This is a genomic window from Microbacterium sp. NPDC008134, assembly GCF_042957055.1.
Lineage (GTDB): Bacteria > Actinomycetota > Actinomycetes > Actinomycetales > Microbacteriaceae > Microbacterium.
Genome location: NZ_JBIBHO010000003.1, coordinates 216,139 through 233,376 on the forward strand (window position 1 = coordinate 216,139; position 17,238 = coordinate 233,376).

The window sequence follows — 17,238 nt, forward strand, 5'->3', positions numbered from 1 at the left end:
ATCTGGCGCCTCAGACGAGCCGTTCATGCGACCGGAAGCGCGCGTCAACCGCACGCGAAAGGCCCGCCGCCTCCCAGAGAGGAGACGACGGGCCCGGACCGAGACTCAGACGGCGGTCTCGGCGCGCTTCGGCAGCACCCATCCCGCGCGCGGGAAGTGGCAGGTGTAGCCGTTCGGGTACTTGATCAGGTAGTCCTGGTGCTCGGGCTCGGCCTCCCAGAACGGGCCCTCGGCCTCGATCGTGGTGACGGCCTTGCCCGGCCAGAGACCCGAGGCATCGACGTCGGCGATGGTGTCGCGGGCGACCTGCTGCTGCTCGGAGCTGAGCGGGAAGATCGCCGAACGGTAACTCGAGCCGATGTCGTTGCCCTGACGGTCGAGCGTCGACGGGTCGTGGATCTGGAAGAAGAACGCCAGGATGTCGCGGTACGTCGTCTTGCTCGGGTCGAAGACGATCTCGACCGCCTCGGCGTGACCGGGGTGGTTGCGGTAGGTCGCGTGGGCGTTCTGGCCGCCCGTGTATCCGACCCGGGTGTCGAGCACGCCGGGCTGGCGGCGGATCAGGTCTTCCATGCCCCAGAAACAACCGCCGGCGAGGACCGCCGTCTCGGTGCCGGGGGTGCGGGTGATGGTTCCGGTGTCGTCGGTCATGACTGCTCCTCGGAGTCGTGGGTGGGGGTGCCGTCGGCGGAGAAGAGGCCGCTGTAGCGACCGTACCCCTCTTCGTCGAGCTGGTCGGCGGGGATGAAACGCAGGGCCGCGGAGTTCATGCAGTAGCGCAGGCCTCCCGCGTCGCGCGGGCCGTCGTCGAAGACGTGCCCGAGGTGACTGTCGGCCCCGGTGGATCGCGCCTCGGTGCGCTTCATGAACAGCGAGCGGTCGGTGCGGGTGGTCACGGCATCCGCCTCGATGGGCTTCGTGAAACTCGGCCATCCGGTTCCGCTGTCGAACTTGTCGGTGGAGCTGAACAGGGGCTGGCCCGAGACGACGTCGACGTAGATGCCGGCGTCGTGGTTGTTCCAGTACGCGTTGCGGAAGGGCGGCTCGGTGGCGTCCTCCTGCGTGACCTCGTACTGCAGGTGTGTGAGGTCGCTGACGGCCTCGGGCGTCTTGCGGAAGTCGTTCGACATGGTCTGTGTCTCCTTTGCTGGACGCCGCTGGCTGCGACGTCTCTGTTGTCAACCAGGCAGCGCTCCGTTTTGGTCCCGCCGGGCTGAGAGCGGGCTGTGAGTTTTTCGTCGTCGCTCGAGCGCGCGGACATGAGACGATTCCGGGGATGGATGCCGAGAACGAAGCCGAGCTGCGGTCACTCCGCGCCCGCGCCTACGGCCCGAAGGCCGACATCACGACCGACCGTGCGGCGATGCGACGTCTGCGCGAGCTCGAGGCGGCACGTCGTGCGGAGGTCACCGGCCCGACGGATCCCTCGGACCCGACGGTCGGCGAGGAAGAAGCGGATGCCGCGCCCGCCGAGCAGCTTTCCGCCGACAGCTCACCGACGGCCATCGCCGACCCCACCGACGAGGGCAGCGAGAGCGAATGGTGGCAACCCCGCGAGGAACCCGACGACGACGCTCGCGTCGGGGCGACGGCATCCGCTCCCCGTCGGCGGCGCGTGCTCTGGGCGCTCTCGGTCGTCGCCTCCGCCGCCGCGGCCGCCGGCGTGACCTACGCGCTCACCGCCGTCGCGCCGGTGTCGGCATCGTCGGGCGTGCCCCAGGTCGCGACACTGCACCCCACCACGGCGACCGCGGTGCCGCACGGCTTCTTCGGCGCCTCGGAAGACACACCCGTCTACGACTTCTACGGCCTCACGATCTTCCACGCCGAGGGCGGTTTCGGGGGCGGAGGCACCGGCGTCGGCGACGTGTGCATCATGGCCGTGCCGACGGAGCAGGTACCGGCGGTCGACTCCTTCGACGCCACGTCGTGGGGCTTCGACGGCCCCATCTACAGCGGATGCAGCGCCGGCGCGTTCTCGGCGACCATCGAAGTCCCGCTGCGGAGCGAGGCGCCCGAGACGCTCCGCGCCCGGTTCCCCGAGGCGCGCGGCGTGCAGTTCGTGCTCGACGGCGACCGCGTCGGGGTGTTCGTCGACAACGGGCAGACGTCCGGGTGAACCGGGGCCCGATCGGTCCGCCTCCAGGCTGATCGCGTGGATTACGCCGCCGAGCTCCGAGATCTCTTCGGCGACGTGTGAAGACGCGCCGACTCGATAGAGTGTCTCGTCTGCACACACACCCTGGGGGACGCACATGTCGGTTGGTCTGCTCGCCGTCGTCGACGACATCCTGAGCGCGGCGATGAAGGCTTCGGCCAAGGCTGCGGGCGTCGTGATCGACGACGCCGCCGTCACTCCGCAGTACGTGCAGGGCATCACGCCCGCGCGTGAGCTGCCGGTCGTCGCAAAGATCGCCGTCGGGTCGCTGGCGAACAAGTTCCTCATCATCATCCCGGTGGCGCTGCTGCTCACCGCCTTCGCGCCGTTCGTGCTGCCCTTCCTGCTGATCCTCGGCGGCGCGTACCTCTGCTTCGAGGGCGCCGAGAAGGTGCTCGAATGGTTCGGCGTGCAGCACGGCCACGCCGACGAGGGCGCCCGCAACGAGAACAAACTCGTGTGGGGCGCCGTGCGCACCGACCTGATCCTCTCGACCGAGATCATGCTCATCTCGCTGTCGAACCTCGAGGCCGGCCTCGACATCTGGACCACCCTCGCGATCCTCGCGGTCATCGCCCTCATCATGACCGGCGTCGTCTACGGCGCGGTCGCACTGCTGGTGAAGATCGACGACATCGGCCTCAAGATGGCGAAGAACCGCGAGAAGCGCGTGCGCCACACGGGCATGCGCATCGTGCGGTCGATGCCCGGCGTGTTCCGCTTCATCAGCATCCTCGGCACGGTCGCGATGCTCTGGGTCGGCGGGCACCTGCTGCTCGTCAATCTGGGCGAGGTGGGCGTGCATTTCGGCGCCGACATCCTGCACGCCATCGAGCACGCCCTCGAGCCGGCTGGGGCCGTCATCGTCTGGATCGGCGACACCCTCTTCTCGGCGATCGCCGGCCTGGCCGCCGGTCTCGTGATCGTCGGGATCGTGCTCGGCATCGCGAAGCTCTTCGGCAAGAAGCCGAACTTCCACGAAGGCGAGGAGTCGCCCGCCGACGTGCACGCCTGATCGGTTCGTCCGTGCTGGCGTGTGCATAACTCCGTAAGAATCGCTGCCTCCGGTGCTGCTGCCGCCGGTTCCGGGCGGTCGGCGGCAGAGTCTCCGGAGTTATGGACGTCGGCGCGCTCAGCCCCGCGCGTGATCGGCGCTGCGCAGCCACTCGTCGAACGTGATCTCGCCCTGCAACGCGTCGGGCCCGCCGCGCAGCGCGCCCGACGCCAAGCCGCGACCGTAGGCACCGGGCAGCCGCACGTCGAGCACCCGGCGACGGATGCCGTCGAAGGCGAGTTGCCGCCGAGCGACGTCGGCGAGGGTCTCGTCGCGCGGACCGACGAGATCCTGTGCCCGCCCCACCGGCGCCCCCTCGACCACGCGCACGAGATGCGCAGCCACCTCCCGCGCGGCGACCGGACGCATGAGAGTGCGCGGCGCGATCGCGAAGGGACCGGAGATCTGCGCGAGCACCTGCCCCGCGAACTCGTGGAACTGTCCGGCGCGCACGATCGTGTGCGGGATCGAACCCGCCGCGACCGCCCGCTCCTGGGCGAGCTTCGCGGCGTAGTAGGCGGTGTCGATGCCGTCGATCCCCACGATCGAGAGCGCCACGTGGTGGGCCACCCCGGCCTGGGCCTCGGCCGCGAGCAAGGTGCGCGTACCCGTCTCGAAGAACTCCCGCCCCTTCTTCTCCGACAGGGTCATGATGCTGGTGACGTCGATGACGGCATCCGCTCCGGCGAGCGCTTCGGCCACCCCCTCGCCGGTGAGCACGTTCGCCCCGTTCGCCCGCGAGAGCACGACGACATCGTGCCCGGCCTCGCGGGCGATGCGGGTGACGTGACGTCCGACGGTTCCGGTGCCTCCGGCGACGGCGATCCTCATGGGTGTTCCTCTCGTTCGGGGTGCCCTGCGCGTCACCCTGTCACATGTCCGACGATGCAGGGCGGCGATGTGTGAGGTCGGTAGTCTTCGAGAGCACCCCGGCTTCGACGGTGCCCGACGAGGAGAGACCGTGGATCACCACCAGGACGACGTGTTCGGCGAACGCCGTCGCCTCACCTCCCTCGCCTACCGGATGACCGGCACCCTGTCCGATGCCGAAGACGTCGTGCAGGAGACGTACGTGCGCTGGTATCGGATGACGGATGCCGAGCGCGCCGGCATCCTCAACCCGGCCGGGTGGCTGACCACGGTCGCGAGCCGCATCTCGCTCGACCTGCTCACCTCGGCGCGGCGACGACGGGAGCAGTACGTCGGGCAGTGGCTGCCCGAACCGGTGCCGCTCGACCTGTTCGTGGGCGGGGAGCGGGTCACGGCATCCGTTGTCGACGACCCTCTCGAGCGGGTCGCCCTCGACGACTCGGTGTCGACCGCGCTACTCGTGGTGCTCGAGTCGATGACGCCGGCCGAGCGGGTGGCGTTCGTGCTGCACGACATCTTCGACGTGCCGTTCCCCGAGATCGCCGAGATCCTCGGGCGGTCGTCGGCGGCCGTCCGTCAGCTCGCGACGGCGGCACGGCGGCACGTGCGCGAGAACCGCACGAGCGTGGTCCCGCGCGCCGAGCACGATCGGGTGGTGCGGGCGTTCCAGCACGCGAGCCGATCGGGCGGCATCGAGCAGCTGCTGCGGGTGCTCGCCCCCGACGTCGAGCTGCACAGCGACGGCGGCGGAGTCGTGCGCGCCGCGCTCAACGTCGTCTCGGGTGCCGATCGCGTCGCCCGGTTCCTGCTCGGTATCGCCGCCAAGCGCCCCGACATGCGGCTGGAAGAAGTCGAGACCGGCGACGGACTCGCCTTCCTCTTCCGCGAGTACGGCGAGGTCGTGTCGGTCGTCAACCTCAGCGTCGCCGACGAAGCCGTGACCCGCGTCTGGATCATGATGAACCCGCACAAGCTCTCGCACTGGCGCACCGAGCGCCCCGCAGCTCAGTAAGGCGGAGTGAGCCCGTCGAACATCGGGAAGTGCTTCACGTTGCGTGTGAGCAGCTCGGCCCCGAGCAGGTCGGTGGTCGCCGCGACGATGAAATCTGCGGCGTCGATGCCCGAGAACGCGTGGAGCCACCGTCGGCCGAGTTCGCCCGCCCGTTCCGCGACAGGGCGATCGACCGGATGCCAGATGATCTGGTCGATCAGCGGCGCGATGCGTGCGAGTTCGTGATCGCGGATCAGCACGAGCAGCTCGGTGCGCACGATCTCGCTCGAATGCAGGGCGCCTCGATCGACCGCCGCGAGGAGAGCCTGATGCGCGCCGACGACCCCGCGAGTGTGGTCGATCAGGACGGACGTGTCGATGAGGCTGATCATGAATGCGTAGAGAGGCGGCGTCCGGAGCGGATGCCGTCGACGAGCTGCTCGCCCGATCGGTCGGTGGTCAGCGCACCGAAGGTCGCGGCGAGCGCCCGCTTCGTCGCGTCCTCCTGATCGACGTTGCCGTACGTCGCATGGATCGCCTGTCGGATGAGGAGGCTCATCGACATCCCCGTCCGACTCGAGACGGCGTCGAGCACGCGACGGTCGTCGTCGCTCAGAGAGATCTGCGTACGCTTCAGGCTCATGATGTAAGGACTATACATCGCGTCTCCTTCGCGCGATAGGGACGGGGGAGGGTGCATCCGCCCATCCTGACGACTTCTGGGCGTCGATCGACGACGATCCCGCACCCGGTCGCGGATCGAGAAGAAGTCCGCGCAATCGTGCCCCTGTGCAGGAGAACTGGCGCACCGAGCGCCCCGCATCCTGATACCGTCGGCGATGCGCTTCCCGCAGCGCAGACCCAGGAGAACCCCGTGCAGATCAGGGATGCCGGAGTCGCCGACCTCGAGGCGCTCACCGAGATACACAACCACGCCGTGGTGCACACCACCGCGATCTGGAACGAGGACCCCGTCGACGTCGACGACCGGGCCGCGTGGCTCGGTGAGCGCTCGTGCGACGGATTCCCGGTGATCGTCGCGACCGACGACACGGGCGTGCTCGGCTACGCGTCGTTCGGCCGGTGGCGGCCCCACAGCGGGTTCCGACACACGGTCGAGCACTCGGTCTACGTGCGCGAGGGCCAGCAGGGCCGTGGCATCGGGCGCATCCTCATGACCGAACTCCTCGCACGCGCCCGTGCGCAGGGCGTGCACGTGATGGTCGCCGCGGTCGAGAGCGGCAACGCCGCGTCGGTCGCCCTGCACGAGAAGCTCGGCTTCGTCGAGGTCGGACGGATGCCGCAGGTCGGCGCCAAGTTCGGACGCTGGCTCGACCTCACCTTCCTGCAGATCACGCTCGACGAGCGGGCCACCCCCGCCCCGGCATCCTGATCATGGATCCCCTGAACTGGCTCGTCGAGGCGTTCAACTCGAACTGGGTGCTGCCCGGCGGGCAGACGCTCCTCGTGCGTGAGGTCGTCGGCAACGCCTTCGGGCTCGCGAGCGCGATCGGCGGCATGCGCCGACGCATCTGGGCCTGGCCCGTCGGCATCATCGGCAACGTGCTGCTGCTTACCGTGTTCCTCGGATCGGTGCTCAGCCCCGACCACTCCCTGCCGCACCTGCTCGGACAGGCGGGGCGTCAGATCATGTTCATCGCCATCGCGATCTACGGCTGGGTGCGGTGGCGCCAGGCCGAGGGCGGGCGGATCCAACCGCGGTGGGCTCCGACGGGCGCGCGCATCGGACTGGTGCTCGCGATGGTCATCGGTTCCGTCGCGCTGACCCCGCTCTTCCGGGCGCTCGGCTCGTGGGAGCCCGTTTGGGCCGACGCCTGGACCTTCGTCGGCTCACTGCTCGCGACCTACGGCATGGCCAAGGGCTGGACCGAGTTCTGGTTGATCTGGATCGCCGTCGACGTGGTGGGCGTGCCCCTGCTGTTCAGTTCGGGGTACTACGCCACCGGACTCATGTACGTCTTCTACGGCGGGTTCACCGCGGTCGGTTTCGTGGTGTGGATGCGCACCCAACGCCGTGCCGTCGAACCGATCCTCACTGCGCAGACCGGACTGATCCCGGTTCAGAAAGCCCCTCGGGGTCGCGGGCGGGGATCAGCAGGACGACCCCCAGCAGCAGACTGATCCCGAGCGCGACCATCTCCCCGATGGCCGACTCGAGCGGCATGTGCGCGAGGTGCAGCGCGTGGTACGCGAAGTGCAGGGTGCCGAAGACCGTCCAGGCGAGGCCGAGCACGCGGGAGACGATCGGATGCCGCCACACGAGTCCACCGATGCTCGCCGCGCCGAGTGCGAGGTACATCGCGCCGACGTCGCGGATAAGGTGCTCGTTGAACGGGCCGTCGACCGAGACCCACGATCCGAGCACGCCGGGGAACGAGTCTTAGAAGCTCTGCGCCGCGAAGTACGCCCAGCCTCCGTCGAAGAGGGCGAGGAGGGTCGAGAAGGCGAGGGCGAGGAAGTGGAGTCGTCTCATACCCGGGATGACGACGCGGGCGGGGTGGGTGTGAGGTCGCGAGCGTTCATAACTCCTCAGAAACGGAGCGCCCGAGCCGGATTCGGCTGGATCCGACCGAATCCAGACCGATTCTGAGGAGTCATGCGCGCCGGCGCAACACCCCGGCGAACAGCACGACAGCCACGCCGACCGCGGGGATGAGCAGCAACCCCACGCGCAGGCTGGTCGCATCGGCGATCAGGCCCACGACGGGCGGCGACAGCAGGAATCCGAGGCGCATCAGCCACGAGACGACAGTCAGGCCGGTGCCGTGACGCAGCCCCGGCAGCACGTCCGCCTCGTTCATCGCCGCCGGAACCAGCGTCGCGACGCCGAACCCGGCGGCCGCGAAGCCGATGATCGTGCCGGGGATCGTGGGGAACGCGAGAGCGACTCCCATGCCGACCACCACGATCACCCCACCGGCCCGCGCCACGAGGCGCTGCCCGAAGCGGTCGACGAGGCCGTCGCCGAGCAGGCGTCCGACGAACTGCGCTCCGACGAGAGCGATGAATCCGGTCGCAGCGATCGCCGCCGGAGCCCCGAGCGAGCCAAGGTAAAGGGTCGCCCACGAGTTGCCCGCGTCTTCGACGATCGTGCCCGCCATCGCGATGATCACCAGCGCGATCAGCATCAGGACCACACGAGGGCGGATGCCGGCGCGCACCGCCGCCTGCACCTCACCCGGGTCCGCCACCGCCTCTTCGTCGGCGGCCAACGAAGCCGCATCGAGTCCGGGCAGGCAGAACCGCAACGCTGTCAACGACACGGCGGAGAACAGCACGGCCGAGATCGCGAGGTGCACCCCGATCGGCACGCCGAGCGCGATCGCCCCCGCGGCCATCGACCCGCCGAGCACCGCGCCGATCGACCACACGGCATGGAACGAGTTGAGGATCGAGCGTCCGTAGCCGCGCTGCACGCGCAGACCGTGGGCGTTCTGCGCGACATCGGTGATGGCATCCATCGCGCCGCCGACGAAGAGCCCGAGCGCGAACAGCAGCACGCTGGGTGCGAGTCCGGCGGCGAGCACGCCGCCGCTCGTGAGCACCGTGCCGATGACGGCGACCTTGGCCGAACCGAAGCGCCGGATCAGAGCGGCGGCGGCGAGGCCCGCCACGATCGCTCCCACCGGGAACGAGGCGACGGCGAGACCGTAGACGGTGTTGTCGAGGCCGAGCTGTTCCTTGATCTCGGGGTAGCGCGGCAGGATGTTGGCGAACAGCGCGCCGTTGGTGAGGAAGAGTGCGGCGACGGCGCCACGGGCGCGACGATCTGCGCGCGTGGGTGCGGTGGTGGTGGTCATGTCGTTCCTGGGCTCAGCGCGTGGTGATGCGGGCGACAGCGAGAGCGACCTCGGCGGGGTCGCGGCGCTGGTCATCGAGGGCGCGGTGGATCGAGAGGCCTTCGATCAGGGCGTCGAGGATGCGCGCGGTCTCGGGATCGAACCAGCGCTCGAGGGCGTCGCGGCTGCGCTGCATCCACGCGGTCGTCAGGGCGCGGTAGGCCGGTTCGCGGGCCGCGAGCGTGTAGAGCTCGTGCGAGAGCACGTGCTCGCGGGGGTTGCCGAAGACGTCCCTCAGGATGATGGCGACGACGGCCTCGCGTGCGGACTCGAGGTCGGATGCCGCCGCCATCCGCTTCTCGAACCGCTCGCTGATCTCGGTGCCGAAGCGGGTGAACGCCTCGCGCAGCAGTTCGTCGATGCCGTCGAAATAGTAGGTCATCGAGCCGAGCGGCACGTCGGCGGCCGCGGCGATGCGGCGGTGCGAAGCGCCCGCGACGCCCGACTCGGCGATCACGTCGAGGCACGCGTCGATGATGCGGTCGCGGCGCTCGGGGTCGTTCTGGCGCCCCCGCCGGCTGCCCGGTTCAGGCACCATCGGATGCCTCGATCTCGCGGATCACGCGCGCCGGGTTGCCGACCGCGATGACGTTCGCCGGGATGTCACGGGTGACGACGGCGCCTGCGCCGATCACGGAGTTCTCGCCGATGGTCACCCCGGGGCAGACGATCACTCCCCCGCCGAGCCACACGTTGTCGCCGATGACGATGGGCTCGGCGGCCTCGAGCTTGTCGCGGCGCATCGTCGGATCGATCGGATGCGTGGGCGTGAGCAGCTGCACGTTCGGACCGATCTGGCAGTCGGCGCCGATCGTGATCGTCGCGACGTCGAGCGCGGTGAGGTTGAAGTTCACGAAGGTGCGGGCGCCGATCGAGATGTGGTCGCCGTAGTCGACGTGCAGGGGCGGGCGGATCGCGACGTCTTCGCCGAGGTCGCCGATGAGGTCTTCGAGCCAGCCGCGGGCGGCTGGATCTCCGGAGATCGTCTGCCGATGGTAGAGGTCGGCGAGGCGCGCGGCGCGGGCCGTACGGGCGGCGAGCTCGGGGTCGTCGCCGAGGTACAGGTCGCCGGCGAGCATCCGCTCCCGATGCGTGCGGGGGTCGCCCGCGAAGTAATCGGTCATGGATCGAGGGTAGCACCATGTGCGTACGTTCGTACGCACATGGTGACACGGCTTTCGAATCGCTCACTTTGCAGAGGTCTCCCGCAGAAAACCGCCAAGTGAGCGATTCGAACGCCGGGGGCGGGGATGCTCAGACGGCGATGCGAGGCGCCAGGGCCGACAGCATCCGAAGCTTCTCGTGGCTCTCGCTGCCCGGGATCGCCGTGTACACCAGCAGCGCCTGGGACTGCTCGGGATCGAGCAGGCTCTGGCAGGTGAGCTCGAGCGCCCCGAGCTCCGGGTGCACGAAGTGCTTCATCTCGCGCGGACGCACCCCCACCTCGTGCGTCTCCCACAGCGCCCGGAACTCCGCGCTCTGCGCGTGCAGCGCATCGGCGAGCGCCGCGGCCCGCGACTCCGGACCCCGCCGCGCGATCACCTCGCGCAGGCCAGATACCCAGAGCCGCGAAAGGTGGTCGTGCTCCTCCGCCGCGTACAGATCACGGGTGCGCGGGTCGCTGAACCAGCGGTAGCCGAGACTGCGCTCGGGTCCGCGCAGCGCCGACGCGTCGCCCGTCAGCGCGATCCCGAGCGGCGTCTGCCGCAGGGTCTCGCCGAGTTCACTGACGATCTCGGCCGGGGTGTCACCCAAGCGGTCGAAGATGCGCAGCATGCCGGGCCCGATGTGATCGCTCGCTCCTCCGCGCGGCGGCGGCTGATGCCCCGCGAGCCGGAACAGGTGGTCGCGCTCGTCGATCGTGAGGTGCAACCCCTGCGCGATCGACGCGAGCATCTGCTCGGACGGCAACGGCCCATCACCCCGCTCGAGCCGCGCGTAGTAGTCGGCCGACATGTGGCTGAGCGCCGCGACCTCCTCCCGCCGCAGCCCCTCGGTGCGGCGGCGCTGACCGCGGTGCAGGCCGACGTCCTCCGGCTGCAGACTGTCTCGGCGCAGTCGCAGAAAGCCCGCCAACGCCTCTCTGTCGATCGCCATCCGGCACCGTCCTTTCGCCGCACCGATCCTCGCATCCGCGATCGGCGCGTATCCACTGCATGAGGAGTCCTGGATGCGCCGCGGCCGAGGTCGCACGCTGGAGACAGACCACGAAGGAGCATCATGACCCGCACACCGATCGACATCGAGATCCCCGACCTCTCCGGCCGCCGCGCCGTCGTCACGGGAGGCAGCGACGGCATCGGGCTGCGCATCGCGACCCGCCTGGCCGCCGCCGGCGCCGAGATCGTGCTGCCCGTGCGCAATCCGACGAAGGGCGAGGCCGCGGCATCCGCCATTCGCGCCATCACCCCCGATGCGCGCGTGCAGGTCGCCGCGCTCGACCTCTCTTCGCTGGCATCCGTCGCTGCGCTCGGCGAGAGCCTACGAGCCGACGGACGGCCGATCCATCTGCTCGTGAACAACGCCGGGGTGATGACCCCGCCCGATCGCCAGACCACCGCCGACGGTTTCGAGCTGCAGTTCGGCACCAATCACCTCGGCCACTTCGCACTCGTCGGCCATCTGCTGCCGCTGCTACGCGCCGGGCGGGCACGCATCACGTCGCAGGTGAGCGTCGCCGCGAATCAGGGCGCCATCAACTGGGCCGACCCGAACTGGGAGCGCGCGTACAACGGTGGGCGCGCGTACAGCCAGTCGAAGATCGCGTTCGGGATGTTCGGCCTCGAACTCGACCGCCGCAGCGAGGCGCACGGCTGGGGGATCACGAGCAACCTGTCGCACCCGGGCATCGCCCCGACGAGCCTGCTCGCGGCCCGCCCCGAGCTGGGGCGGGCGCAGGACACGGTCGGCGTGCGTATGATCCGGTGGGCGTCGGCGCGCGGCATCCTGGTCGGCACGCCGGAGACGGCCGCGCTACCGGCACTGTACGCAGCGACATCAGCGGATGCCCGGGCCCGCCGCTTCTACGGCCCGAAGGGGCCCGGGCATCTTGGCGGCGCTCCCGCGGAGCAGCCGATGTACTCGCGGCTGCGCAGCGAGACGGATGCCGCGCGGATCTGGAGTCTTTCGGAGGAACTGACCGGCGTCGTGTTCCCGGATGCTTCGGTCAGTCGGTCGACTTCGAGCTGAACAGTCCGCGCAGGACGAGGAAGACCACGACGGCGACGACCGCCACGATGCCGAGCTTGGCGAAGAACCACAGGAGCGAGAACAGTGCGCTCACGATCCACCAGGCGATCACGATCGCCACGATGACGCCGAGGATGGTCCAGAGGTTCTTGGTCATGCCTCCAGCCTAGATTCCCGGCCGGGCCGCTTTCGAATCGCTCACTTCGCGGTTTTCCGGCGCCGACGACTGAAAAGTGAGCGATTCGAAAGCCCGAGAGGGGGTCAGGCCGCCGGGAGCTCGTCGATCGAGAAGTACACCGGCAGGCCGCGCTCGCGGGCGATCTCGACGTCCTTATCGGCGCCGGCGGATGCCCCGGGCAGACGCAGGACGGCATCGCAGTGCTGCAGCAGCCGATGCGCGGTCTCGTACATGACGTCGCCGACGGTCTCGTCGGCACTCTCGAGCGTGCGCAGGATCGGCAGCGCGACCCACTCGCCGATCATCGGGACGTGTCCGAGCCGGAAGATCGGGGCGGATGCCTCTTCGAGACGTTCGAGGTTGGCGGCGATGCGCGCGGGGTCGCCGTCGGTTCCGGAACGGTAGGGGCCGGCGATCAGGATGAGGAGTGGATTCGTCATGCCGAACACTGTAACGTTAACCGTGCAAGAACGTGCAACTTCGTGAAGGAACGCAAATGCTCGGTGCCCAGCGCAAAGCCCATCTGCTCGAGACCCTCGCCCGCGACGGGCGGATCGTCGCGAAGGACGTCGCCGCCGAACTCGCGCTCTCGGAGGACTCCATCCGCCGAGACCTGCGCGAACTCGCCGACGAGGGCAAAGTCATTCGCGTCTACGGTGGCGCCCTCCCGGTGCCCGCCGCAGATCGCCCCGTCGACGAGCGATCCGACCTCGCGACCGCGAGCAAGGAGCGGGTCGCGCGACGCGCGGCCGACGGCATCCGCCCCGCGTCGACGATCGTGCTCGACGCCGGCACGACCACCCTCGCCCTCGCGCGCCTGCTGCCGAGCGCTGCCGACCTCACCGTCATCACACCGAGCCCCGCTATCGCCCTCGCCGTCGCCGCGCACTCCGACGCGAAGGTCGTGATGATCGGCGGCGAACTCTCGCGGCACTCGATGGTCACCGGCGGCGCCCTCGCGATGGAGTCGATCCGCCACCTCGCCGCCGACACGTTCTACGTCGGCGCCACCGGCATCCACCCCGAGCACGGACTCACCACCGGAGAGCTCGACGACGCCGTCACCAAGCGCGCCATCGCCGAACGCTGCGCCGAGACCATCGTGCTCGCGAGCGAGGAGAAGATCGGGGCGGTCTCGCGGTTCCCCGTGCTCGACCTCGCGGCGGTCACGGCCGTGATCACCGACCCGCTCGACCGGAATCCGTTGATCGCCGGGCTGGTCTCGGCGGCCGGGCGTTCATGACTCCTCGGCCGGTGCCTGAGCTGTACCCAACTCAGGAACAACGGGCGAAACCGCGCCGAAAAAACTCGATTCGCCCCGCCCGACCCCCGATCTTCCTGAGTTAGGCACGCGGGAGGAGTTATCGCCCGTCACACTTCACCCGGCTACGGCGTCAACACTTCGACGGCGCAGATCGCGCCGACGAAGGAGACACCGTGTCGCACGCGCACGTCAACATCGGCAAGACCTACCCCGCGCCCTATCAGGCGATGCTCGCGTTCGCGGGCACGGCCGCCGAGGCCGGGACGGATGCCGGACTCTCGCCCCTGCTCGTCGAACTGGTGAAGGTGCGCGCATCGCAGCTCAACGGGTGCGCGTTCTGCCTGCGCATGCACGCGGCGGATGCCGTGAAGCACGGCGAGACCGCCGATCGCCTGGCCGTGCTCGCCGGGTGGTGGGAATCGCAGTACTTCACGCCCGAGGAGCAGGCCGCCCTCGTCATCGCCGAACGGGTGACGATGATCGGCGACCACGGGCATCTGCCCGACCGCGGCATCACGCCCGAAGACGTGCTGGACGAGAAGCAGATCGCGGCCGTCACCTGGCTCGCCGTGGTGATCAACAGCTGGAACCGGATCGCGATCACCAGCCATTACCCCGTCGCGCCCTGACGGCGGGCGGGAACGGAGAGGGAGGGGAGGATGCTCCCCAGCCTCCTCCCCTCCCTGATGCCTCGGCCCGCCGGGGAGGACGGGTCCGAAGACGTGGCGCGCGATGAGGGAACGGCGCCACAGAGTACGACGAGCGGGGCCCGGTTTTCTTACGCGGTTTCGGTGGATGTCCCGACGGGCGTGCCGTCGGACTGCGGATGCTCCGCCGCCCACGAGGCCAGAAGACCCAGCCGCTCGGCCGACGGCGAGCCGGGTTCAGCCGTGTAGACCATGAGCACGTTGCCGGGCTCGGCGGTGATCGCGAGCTCCTCGTACGCGAGGATCAGCTCGCCGACGACCGGGTGCCGGAACCGCTTCGTGCCGGTGCCGTGGATCCGCACGTCGTGCGCCGCCCACAACGCGCGGAAGACCTCGCTACGGGTCGACAGCTCGCCCACGAGATCCTGCATTCCCTTGTCGTGCGGGTCGCGCCCGGCCTCGGCGCGCATGATGCCGACGCACATGCTCGCGAAGAGGTCCCAGTCCGGGTAGAAGTCGCGGGCGGCCGCGTCGAGGAACTGGAAGCGAGCGAGATTCGGCGTGCGTCCGCCGTCGCCGATCACGGGCGAGTAGAACGCGCGACCGAGCTCGTTGGTCGCGAGCAGGTTCTGGTTCGCGTCGCGCACGAAGGCCACGGCATCCGTCATCGCGGCGAGCGCCCACGCGAGACTCGGACGCGGCTCGCCGGGCTTCGTCGCCCGACGGCGAGCCCGGCCGCTGGTGGGCACGCCGTCGGCGGCGCGCGCCAGGTCGAGCAGATGCGCGCGCTCGGCCTCGTCGAGCAGCAGCGCCCGCGACAGTGCATCGAGAACGGATGCCGACGCCCCGGCGAGCGCGCCCCGTTCGAGTTTCGCGTAGTACTCCACGCTCACCCCGGCGAGCGTGGCGACCTCGCTGCGTCGCAGGCCCGCGACCCGGCGGTTGGCGCCGGCGGTGAGTCCGACCTCTTCGGGGGTGAGTCGCGCGCGGCGGGTCATGAGGAACTCGCGCACCTCGGATCGGTTGTCCATGACATCAGGGTAGGTCGCGGGTGGCGCCGGCGGGAGGCGCGAAGGGTGCCCTGCCGGTACACCCCTTCGCCGGGACTCCCGCGCGCGCGACACGAGGCGCACAGTGGAAGCATCCGTTCGAAGAAGGAGAACCACCATGCGTGGAGTCGTCATGCACGCCCCCGGCGATGTCCGGACCGAAGAACTCGAGATGCCCGTCATCGTCGAGCCGACCGACGCGATCATCCGCGTCACCGCGACCTGCATCTGCGGGTCGGACCTCTGGCCGTACCGCGGCCTCGAGCCCCTCGCCCCGCACGGCCAGCGCATGGGCCACGAGTACATCGGCGTCGTCGAGACCGTCGGGGAGTCCGTGACCTCCGTCGTTCCCGGCGACTACGTCGTCGGCTCGTTCGTCGCCTCCGACAACACCTGCGAGATCTGCCAGGCGGGCTACCAGTCGCGCTGCGTACACCAGGTGATGATGGGCTCGGTCGGCACCCAGGCGCAGTACGCCCGAATTCCGCTCGCCGACGGCACCCTCGTCAAGACTCCGGGCGAGCCGACGGCGGACCTCGTGCCGTCGCTGCTCGCGGCATCCGATGTGCTCGGAACCGGCTGGTACGCCGCCATCGCCGCCGAAGCCGGCCCCGGCAAGACGGTCGCGGTCGTGGGTGACGGCGCCGTCGGGCTGCTCGGCATCCTGGCCGCGAAGCAGTTGGGTGCCGACCGCATCATCGCGATGTCGCGGCACGCCGACCGGCAGGCGCTCGCCCGCCGCTTCGGAGCCACCGACATCGTCGAGGAGCGCGGGGATGCCGGAGTCGCCGCGATCAAGGAGCTGACCGGCGGACTCGGCGCGCACAGCACGATCGAAGCCGTCGGTACGCAGGAGTCGATGGAGCAGGCGATCCGTGCGACGCGCGCCGGCGGGCACGTCGGCTACGTCGGCGTCTCGCACGAGGTGTCGCTCGACGGGTTCGAGCTGTTCTTCTCGAGCGTGCACCTGCACGGCGGACCCGCGCCCGTGCGCGCCTACCTGCCTGAGCTGATCCAGCTCATCTGGGACCGCGAGATCGACCCCGGCGTGGTCTTCGATCTCACGCTGCCGCTCGACGAGGCATCCGAGGGCTACAAGGCCATGGACGAGCGCCGCGCGACCAAGGTGCTGCTGACGACCGACTGACGGCCCGGCCGGCCCGGCTTTCGAATCGCTCACTTTCCGCTTCTCCGGCCCCCGAAACGACGAAGTGAGCGATTCGAATCCCTCTGAGAGGACCCACCATGAACATCGAACCCACCGTTCCCACCACGAAGAACCCGCCGGAGCAGTTCGCCGGCGACGTCTGGCTCGACGTGATCGCCGCGCCCCACGAGGCCGGGGAACGCGCAACCGTCGCCCTCGTGCGCTTCGCCCCCGGCGCCCGCACCGCCTGGCACTCGCACGCGCGCGGTCAGTACCTGCGCGTGACCTCGGGGGTCGCCCGGTTCGGCGACCGCGACGGCAACATCATCGAGGTGCATCCGGGGCAGACGCTCTACACGCCGCCCGGCCAGGACCACTGGCATGCCGCGGCGCCCGGATGCTTCATGGAGCACATCGCGATCCTCGAAGCGGGCGACGACCCGGCGGCGACCACGACGTGGAAAGAGCACGTGACGGATGCCGAATACGACGGGACGGTCGGCGCATGACCGGCTGGACCGGCGGGCAGCGCTCCATCGGCGACATCGCCCCGGCGCTGGCGCACTACACGGATGCCGTGCTGTTCGACGAGGTCTGGGCGCGGCCCGAGCTCTCGCCGCGCGACCGCAGCCTGGTCACCGTCTCAGGACTCGTGACGCTCGGCGCCGTCGATCAGTTGGAGTTCCATCTCGGCTTCGCCCGCGACAACGGCGTGACCGAAGAGGAGCTGATCGAGGCCATCACCCACCTGGCCTTCTACGTCGGCTGGCCGCGGGCGATGGGCGCGATCGCCGCGGCGCGGAAGGCGTTCGCGGCGTCCTGAGCGCGGCG

The 17,238-nt window shown here is 69.7% G+C and carries 24 protein-coding genes; 11 read left to right on the plus strand and 13 right to left on the minus strand.

Going from position 1 to position 17,238, the window contains the following annotated elements; all coding sequences use genetic code 11:
* Positions 1-105: 105 nt before the first annotated feature.
* Together msrA and msrB are read right to left on the minus strand one after the other, a co-directional pair.
* The gene (msrA, locus tag ACFY9N_RS14525; RefSeq protein ID WP_391479503.1) at positions 106-651 is read right to left on the minus strand and encodes a peptide-methionine (S)-S-oxide reductase MsrA; all 546 of its coding nucleotides are present in this window, start codon (positions 649-651) and stop codon (positions 106-108) included.
* Positions 648-1,130 (minus strand): peptide-methionine (R)-S-oxide reductase MsrB, encoded by a 483-nt coding sequence (gene msrB, locus ACFY9N_RS14530; RefSeq protein WP_391479505.1) that lies wholly within the window; start codon positions 1,128-1,130, stop codon positions 648-650. The genes msrA and msrB overlap by 4 nt, the downstream gene beginning before the upstream one ends.
* A 146-nt stretch (positions 1,131-1,276) precedes the next feature.
* On the opposite strand from msrB, the gene ACFY9N_RS14535 reads away from it, so the two are divergent.
* A complete protein-coding gene (locus tag ACFY9N_RS14535; RefSeq protein ID WP_391479507.1) occupies positions 1,277-2,119 on the plus strand; it encodes a hypothetical protein in 843 nt (280 codons plus the stop codon).
* A 136-nt stretch (positions 2,120-2,255) separates the two neighbouring features.
* Positions 2,256-3,173 (plus strand): DUF808 domain-containing protein, encoded by a 918-nt coding sequence (locus ACFY9N_RS14540; RefSeq protein WP_391479508.1) that lies wholly within the window; start codon positions 2,256-2,258, stop codon positions 3,171-3,173.
* A gap of 117 nt (positions 3,174-3,290) precedes the next feature.
* Here ACFY9N_RS14540 and ACFY9N_RS14545 read toward each other — a convergent pair whose 3' ends face one another.
* Entirely contained in the window at positions 3,291-4,043 is a 753-nt protein-coding gene (locus ACFY9N_RS14545) for an SDR family oxidoreductase (protein ID WP_391479510.1), read from the minus strand.
* 130 nt (positions 4,044-4,173) lie between these two features.
* On the opposite strand from ACFY9N_RS14545, the gene sigJ reads away from it, so the two are divergent.
* Complete coding sequence (gene sigJ / locus ACFY9N_RS14550; RefSeq protein WP_391479511.1) at positions 4,174-5,094, plus strand: RNA polymerase sigma factor SigJ; 921 nt, start codon at positions 4,174-4,176, stop codon at positions 5,092-5,094.
* On the opposite strand, the gene ACFY9N_RS14555 is transcribed toward sigJ, so the two are convergent.
* Both ACFY9N_RS14555 and ACFY9N_RS14560 read right to left on the minus strand, forming a co-directional pair.
* Positions 5,088-5,465: a type II toxin-antitoxin system VapC family toxin gene (locus ACFY9N_RS14555; RefSeq protein WP_391479512.1), complete on the minus strand. Its 378-nt coding sequence runs from the start codon at positions 5,463-5,465 to the stop codon at positions 5,088-5,090. The two genes, sigJ and ACFY9N_RS14555, sit on opposite strands and share 7 nt — an antisense overlap.
* Positions 5,462-5,716 carry a ribbon-helix-helix protein, CopG family gene (locus ACFY9N_RS14560; RefSeq protein ID WP_391479513.1) on the minus strand — a complete coding sequence of 85 codons (255 nt, stop codon included), beginning with the start codon at positions 5,714-5,716 and terminating at the stop codon, positions 5,462-5,464. Before ACFY9N_RS14560 ends, ACFY9N_RS14555 begins: the two co-directional genes overlap by 4 nt.
* A 231-nt stretch (positions 5,717-5,947) precedes the next feature.
* On the opposite strand from ACFY9N_RS14560, the gene ACFY9N_RS14565 reads away from it, so the two are divergent.
* The gene (locus tag ACFY9N_RS14565; protein ID WP_391479514.1) at positions 5,948-6,466 is read left to right on the plus strand and encodes a GNAT family N-acetyltransferase; all 519 of its coding nucleotides are present in this window, start codon (positions 5,948-5,950) and stop codon (positions 6,464-6,466) included.
* A gap of 2 nt (positions 6,467-6,468) precedes the next feature.
* Positions 6,469-7,215, plus strand: a complete 747-nt coding sequence (gene pnuC / locus ACFY9N_RS14570) for a nicotinamide riboside transporter PnuC (RefSeq protein ID WP_391479516.1) — start codon at positions 6,469-6,471, stop codon at positions 7,213-7,215.
* Here pnuC and ACFY9N_RS14575 read toward each other — a convergent pair.
* The 5 genes from ACFY9N_RS14575 to ACFY9N_RS14595 all read right to left on the minus strand — a co-directional run bounded on the left by ACFY9N_RS14575 (position 7,127) and on the right by ACFY9N_RS14595 (position 11,030).
* On the minus strand, positions 7,127-7,459 hold the full coding sequence (locus ACFY9N_RS14575; protein ID WP_391479517.1) for a hypothetical protein: 333 nt from the start codon (positions 7,457-7,459) through the stop codon (positions 7,127-7,129). The two genes, pnuC and ACFY9N_RS14575, sit on opposite strands and share 89 nt — an antisense overlap.
* Before the next feature lie 229 nt (positions 7,460-7,688).
* Complete coding sequence (locus ACFY9N_RS14580) at positions 7,689-8,894, minus strand: MFS transporter (RefSeq protein ID WP_391479519.1); 1,206 nt, start codon at positions 8,892-8,894, stop codon at positions 7,689-7,691.
* 13 nt (positions 8,895-8,907) lie between these two features.
* Positions 8,908-9,471: a TetR/AcrR family transcriptional regulator gene (locus tag ACFY9N_RS14585; protein WP_391479521.1), complete on the minus strand. Its 564-nt coding sequence runs from the start codon at positions 9,469-9,471 to the stop codon at positions 8,908-8,910.
* Positions 9,461-10,057, minus strand: coding sequence for a sugar O-acetyltransferase (locus ACFY9N_RS14590; RefSeq protein ID WP_391479522.1), 597 nt, complete (start codon positions 10,055-10,057; stop codon positions 9,461-9,463). Before ACFY9N_RS14590 ends, ACFY9N_RS14585 begins: the two co-directional genes overlap by 11 nt.
* Before the next feature lie 130 nt (positions 10,058-10,187).
* Positions 10,188-11,030 (minus strand): helix-turn-helix transcriptional regulator, encoded by an 843-nt coding sequence (locus tag ACFY9N_RS14595; RefSeq protein ID WP_391479523.1) that lies wholly within the window; start codon positions 11,028-11,030, stop codon positions 10,188-10,190.
* Between the two features lie 123 nt (positions 11,031-11,153).
* Here ACFY9N_RS14595 and ACFY9N_RS14600 point away from each other — a divergent pair, with 123 nt between their 5' ends.
* Positions 11,154-12,122: an SDR family oxidoreductase gene (locus tag ACFY9N_RS14600; protein ID WP_391479525.1), complete on the plus strand. Its 969-nt coding sequence runs from the start codon at positions 11,154-11,156 to the stop codon at positions 12,120-12,122.
* On the opposite strand, the gene ACFY9N_RS14605 is transcribed toward ACFY9N_RS14600, so the two are convergent.
* A complete protein-coding gene (locus tag ACFY9N_RS14605) occupies positions 12,100-12,279 on the minus strand; it encodes a hypothetical protein (RefSeq protein WP_391479527.1) in 180 nt (59 codons plus the stop codon). The two genes, ACFY9N_RS14600 and ACFY9N_RS14605, sit on opposite strands and share 23 nt — an antisense overlap.
* A 104-nt stretch (positions 12,280-12,383) precedes the next feature.
* The gene (locus ACFY9N_RS14610; protein WP_391479528.1) at positions 12,384-12,740 is read right to left on the minus strand and encodes a DUF4406 domain-containing protein; all 357 of its coding nucleotides are present in this window, start codon (positions 12,738-12,740) and stop codon (positions 12,384-12,386) included.
* A gap of 56 nt (positions 12,741-12,796) precedes the next feature.
* Here ACFY9N_RS14610 and ACFY9N_RS14615 point away from each other — a divergent pair, with 56 nt between their 5' ends.
* Both ACFY9N_RS14615 and ACFY9N_RS14620 read left to right on the plus strand, forming a co-directional pair.
* Positions 12,797-13,543 carry a DeoR/GlpR family DNA-binding transcription regulator gene (locus ACFY9N_RS14615; protein WP_391479530.1) on the plus strand — a complete coding sequence of 249 codons (747 nt, stop codon included), beginning with the start codon at positions 12,797-12,799 and terminating at the stop codon, positions 13,541-13,543.
* 194 nt (positions 13,544-13,737) lie between these two features.
* Entirely contained in the window at positions 13,738-14,193 is a 456-nt protein-coding gene (locus tag ACFY9N_RS14620; protein WP_391479531.1) for a carboxymuconolactone decarboxylase family protein, read from the plus strand.
* 149 nt (positions 14,194-14,342) lie between these two features.
* On the opposite strand, the gene ACFY9N_RS14625 is transcribed toward ACFY9N_RS14620, so the two are convergent.
* Positions 14,343-15,242, minus strand: a complete 900-nt coding sequence (locus ACFY9N_RS14625; protein WP_391479532.1) for a helix-turn-helix transcriptional regulator — start codon at positions 15,240-15,242, stop codon at positions 14,343-14,345.
* Between the two features lie 136 nt (positions 15,243-15,378).
* On the opposite strand from ACFY9N_RS14625, the gene ACFY9N_RS14630 reads away from it, so the two are divergent.
* The 3 genes from ACFY9N_RS14630 to ACFY9N_RS14640 all read left to right on the plus strand — a co-directional run bounded on the left by ACFY9N_RS14630 (position 15,379) and on the right by ACFY9N_RS14640 (position 17,230).
* Positions 15,379-16,407 carry a zinc-dependent alcohol dehydrogenase family protein gene (locus ACFY9N_RS14630; protein WP_391479534.1) on the plus strand — a complete coding sequence of 343 codons (1,029 nt, stop codon included), beginning with the start codon at positions 15,379-15,381 and terminating at the stop codon, positions 16,405-16,407.
* Between the two features lie 98 nt (positions 16,408-16,505).
* Positions 16,506-16,916, plus strand: coding sequence for a cupin domain-containing protein (locus ACFY9N_RS14635; RefSeq protein WP_391479536.1), 411 nt, complete (start codon positions 16,506-16,508; stop codon positions 16,914-16,916).
* Positions 16,913-17,230, plus strand: a complete 318-nt coding sequence (locus ACFY9N_RS14640) for a carboxymuconolactone decarboxylase family protein (protein ID WP_391479537.1) — start codon at positions 16,913-16,915, stop codon at positions 17,228-17,230. Before ACFY9N_RS14635 ends, ACFY9N_RS14640 begins: the two co-directional genes overlap by 4 nt.
* Positions 17,231-17,238 lie beyond the last annotated feature (8 nt).

What these genes read in the sequence shown, in the direction of transcription:
- msrA (WP_391479503.1), bottom strand. Translation starts at nt 651, where the DNA reads ATGACCGACGACACCGGAACCATCACCCGCACCCCCGGCACCGAGACG.
- msrB (WP_391479505.1), bottom strand. Translation starts at nt 1,130, where the DNA reads ATGTCGAACGACTTCCGCAAGACGCCCGAGGCCGTCAGCGACCTCACA.
- ACFY9N_RS14535 (WP_391479507.1), top strand. Translation starts at nt 1,277, where the DNA reads ATGGATGCCGAGAACGAAGCCGAGCTGCGGTCACTCCGCGCCCGCGCC.
- ACFY9N_RS14540 (WP_391479508.1), top strand. Translation starts at nt 2,256, where the DNA reads ATGTCGGTTGGTCTGCTCGCCGTCGTCGACGACATCCTGAGCGCGGCG.
- ACFY9N_RS14545 (WP_391479510.1), bottom strand. Translation starts at nt 4,043, where the DNA reads ATGAGGATCGCCGTCGCCGGAGGCACCGGAACCGTCGGACGTCACGTC.
- ACFY9N_RS14555 (WP_391479512.1), bottom strand. Translation starts at nt 5,465, where the DNA reads ATGATCAGCCTCATCGACACGTCCGTCCTGATCGACCACACTCGCGGG.
- ACFY9N_RS14560 (WP_391479513.1), bottom strand. Translation starts at nt 5,716, where the DNA reads ATGAGCCTGAAGCGTACGCAGATCTCTCTGAGCGACGACGACCGTCGC.
- pnuC (WP_391479516.1), top strand. Translation starts at nt 6,469, where the DNA reads ATGGATCCCCTGAACTGGCTCGTCGAGGCGTTCAACTCGAACTGGGTG.
- ACFY9N_RS14580 (WP_391479519.1), bottom strand. Translation starts at nt 8,894, where the DNA reads ATGACCACCACCACCGCACCCACGCGCGCAGATCGTCGCGCCCGTGGC.
- ACFY9N_RS14585 (WP_391479521.1), bottom strand. Translation starts at nt 9,471, where the DNA reads ATGGTGCCTGAACCGGGCAGCCGGCGGGGGCGCCAGAACGACCCCGAG.
- ACFY9N_RS14590 (WP_391479522.1), bottom strand. Translation starts at nt 10,057, where the DNA reads ATGACCGATTACTTCGCGGGCGACCCCCGCACGCATCGGGAGCGGATG.
- ACFY9N_RS14595 (WP_391479523.1), bottom strand. Translation starts at nt 11,030, where the DNA reads ATGGCGATCGACAGAGAGGCGTTGGCGGGCTTTCTGCGACTGCGCCGA.
- ACFY9N_RS14600 (WP_391479525.1), top strand. Translation starts at nt 11,154, where the DNA reads ATGACCCGCACACCGATCGACATCGAGATCCCCGACCTCTCCGGCCGC.
- ACFY9N_RS14605 (WP_391479527.1), bottom strand. Translation starts at nt 12,279, where the DNA reads ATGACCAAGAACCTCTGGACCATCCTCGGCGTCATCGTGGCGATCGTG.
- ACFY9N_RS14610 (WP_391479528.1), bottom strand. Translation starts at nt 12,740, where the DNA reads ATGACGAATCCACTCCTCATCCTGATCGCCGGCCCCTACCGTTCCGGA.
- ACFY9N_RS14615 (WP_391479530.1), top strand. Translation starts at nt 12,797, where the DNA reads ATGCTCGGTGCCCAGCGCAAAGCCCATCTGCTCGAGACCCTCGCCCGC.
- ACFY9N_RS14625 (WP_391479532.1), bottom strand. Translation starts at nt 15,242, where the DNA reads ATGGACAACCGATCCGAGGTGCGCGAGTTCCTCATGACCCGCCGCGCG.
- ACFY9N_RS14630 (WP_391479534.1), top strand. Translation starts at nt 15,379, where the DNA reads ATGCGTGGAGTCGTCATGCACGCCCCCGGCGATGTCCGGACCGAAGAA.
- ACFY9N_RS14635 (WP_391479536.1), top strand. Translation starts at nt 16,506, where the DNA reads ATGAACATCGAACCCACCGTTCCCACCACGAAGAACCCGCCGGAGCAG.
- ACFY9N_RS14640 (WP_391479537.1), top strand. Translation starts at nt 16,913, where the DNA reads ATGACCGGCTGGACCGGCGGGCAGCGCTCCATCGGCGACATCGCCCCG.